At 52.2% G+C, this 3,076-nt stretch carries 1 rRNA gene; it reads right to left on the bottom strand.

What is annotated here, in order from left to right:
- Positions 1-127: 127 nt before the first annotated feature.
- Positions 128-3,020, bottom strand: a 23S ribosomal RNA gene (locus tag NMG10_RS25690).
- Positions 3,021-3,076: the final 56 nt, after the last annotated feature.

The following is a 3,076-nucleotide window of genomic DNA, read 5'->3' on the forward strand; positions in this document are numbered from 1 at the left end:
TGCCAGAACATCCAGATGGATACTCCAGCCAATTCGGATATGTGATCTTTGTGGTTTGTCGCGAACTTTCGGTTCTTTCGTCTTCACCACCACAATTTGGCCTCGGCGCAAATTGCTTGGGTGTTATATGGTCAAGCCTCACGGGCAATTAGTATTGGTTAGCTCAACGCCTCACAGCGCTTACACACCCAACCTATCAACGTCGTAGTCTTCGACGGCCCTTCAGGGAGCTCAAGGCTCCAGTGAGATCTCATCTTGAGGCAAGTTTCCCGCTTAGATGCTTTCAGCGGTTATCTCTTCCGAACATAGCTACCCGGCAATGCCACTGGCGTGACAACCGGAACACCAGAGGTTCGTCCACTCCGGTCCTCTCGTACTAGGAGCAGCCCCTCTCAAATCTCAAACGTCCACGGCAGATAGGGACCGAACTGTCTCACGACGTTCTAAACCCAGCTCGCGTACCACTTTAAATGGCGAACAGCCATACCCTTGGGACCGGCTTCAGCCCCAGGATGTGATGAGCCGACATCGAGGTGCCAAACACCGCCGTCGATATGAACTCTTGGGCGGTATCAGCCTGTTATCCCCGGAGTACCTTTTATCCGTTGAGCGATGGCCCTTCCATACAGAACCACCGGATCACTAAGACCTACTTTCGTACCTGCTCGACGTGTGTGTCTCGCAGTCAAGCGCGCTTTTGCCTTTATACTCTACGACCGATTTCCGACCGGTCTGAGCGCACCTTCGTACTCCTCCGTTACTCTTTGGGAGGAGACCGCCCCAGTCAAACTACCCACCATACACTGTCCTCGATCCGGATAACGGACCTGAGTTAGAACCTCAAGGTTGCCAGGGTGGTATTTCAAGGATGGCTCCATGAGAACTGGCGTCCCCACTTCAAAGCCTCCCACCTATCCTACACAAGCAAGCTCAAAGTCCAGTGCAAAGCTATAGTAAAGGTTCACGGGGTCTTTCCGTCTAGCCGCGGATACACTGCATCTTCACAGCGATTTCAATTTCACTGAGTCTCGGGTGGAGACAGCGCCGCCATCGTTACGCCATTCGTGCAGGTCGGAACTTACCCGACAAGGAATTTCGCTACCTTAGGACCGTTATAGTTACGGCCGCCGTTTACCGGGGCTTCGATCAAGAGCTTCGCTTGCGCTAACCCCATCAATTAACCTTCCGGCACCGGGCAGGCGTCACACCCTATACGTCCACTTTCGTGTTTGCAGAGTGCTGTGTTTTTAATAAACAGTCGCAGCGGCCTGGTATCTTCGACCGGCGTGGGCTTACGCAGCAAGTGCTTCACCCTCACCGGCGCACCTTCTCCCGAAGTTACGGTGCCATTTTGCCTAGTTCCTTCACCCGAGTTCTCTCAAGCGCCTTGGTATTCTCTACCTAACCACCTGTGTCGGTTTGGGGTACGGTTCCCAGTTATCTGAAGCTTAGGAGCTTTTCTTGGAAGCATGGCATCAACCACTTCGCGCTCTAATGAGCACTCGTCATCAGCTCTCGGCCTTGAGATCCCGGATTTGCCTAAGATCTCAGCCTACCACCTTAAACTTGGACAACCAACGCCAAGCTGGCCTAGCCTTCTCCGTCCCTCCATCGCAATAACTGGAAGTACAGGAATATTAACCTGTTTTCCATCGACTACGCTTTTCAGCCTCGCCTTAGGGACCGACTAACCCTGCGTCGATTAACGTTGCGCAGGAAACCTTGGTCTTTCGGCGTGCGAGTTTTTCACTCGCATTGTCGTTACTCATGTCAGCATTCGCACTTCTGATACCTCCAGCAAGCTTCTCAACTCACCTTCACAGGCTTACAGAACGCTCCTCTACCGCATCACCAAAGGTGATACCCGTAGCTTCGGTGCATGGTTTGAGCCCCGTTACATCTTCCGCGCAGGCCGACTCGACTAGTGAGCTATTACGCTTTCTTTAAAGGGTGGCTGCTTCTAAGCCAACCTCCTAGCTGTCTAAGCCTTCCCACATCGTTTCCCACTTAACCATGACTTTGGGACCTTAGCTGACGGTCTGGGTTGTTTCCCTTTTCACGACGGACGTTAGCACCCGCCGTGTGTCTCCCATGCTCGGCACTTGTAGGTATTCGGAGTTTGCATCGGTTTGGTAAGTCGGGATGACCCCCTAGCCGAAACAGTGCTCTACCCCCTACAGTGATACATGAGGCGCTACCTAAATAGCTTTCGAGGAGAACCAGCTATCTCCGAGCTTGATTAGCCTTTCACTCCGATCCACAGGTCATCCGCTAACTTTTCAACGGTAGTCGGTTCGGTCCTCCAGTCAGTGTTACCTAACCTTCAACCTGCCCATGGATAGATCGCCCGGTTTCGGGTCTATACCCAGCGACTAAAGCGCCCTATTAAGACTCGCTTTCGCTACGCCTCCCCTATTCGGTTAAGCTCGCCACTGAATATAAGTCGCTGACCCATTATACAAAAGGTACGCAGTCACCTAACAAAGTAGGCTCCCACTGCTTGTACGCATACGGTTTCAGGTTCTATTTCACTCCCCTCTCCGGGGTTCTTTTCGCCTTTCCCTCACGGTACTGGTTCACTATCGGTCAGTCAGTAGTATTTAGCCTTGGAGGATGGTCCCCCCATGTTCAGACAAAGTTTCTCGTGCTCCGTCCTACTCGATTTCACTGGCAAGAGATTTTCGTGTACGGGGCTATCACCCACTATGGCCGCACTTTCCAGAGCGTTCCACTAATCTCAAACCAGCTTAAGGGCTGGTCCCCGTTCGCTCGCCACTACTAAGGGAATCTCGGTTGATTTCTTTTCCTCAGGGTACTTAGATGTTTCAGTTCCCCTGGTTCGCCTCTTGCACCTATGTATTCAGTACAAGATAACCAGCTTGTGCTGGCTGGGTTCCCCCATTCAGAGATCTCTGGATCACAGTCTGTTTGCCGACTCCCCAAAGCTTATCGCAGGCTACCACGTCTTTCATCGCCTCTGACTGCCAAGGCATCCACCGTATGCGCTTCTTCACTTGACCATATAACCCCAAGCAATCTGGTTATACTGTGAAGACGACATTCGCCGAAAATTCGC

It is taken from the genome of Pseudomonas sp. DVZ6 (assembly GCF_024259445.1).
Lineage (GTDB): Bacteria > Pseudomonadota > Gammaproteobacteria > Pseudomonadales > Pseudomonadaceae > Aquipseudomonas > Aquipseudomonas peradeniyensis.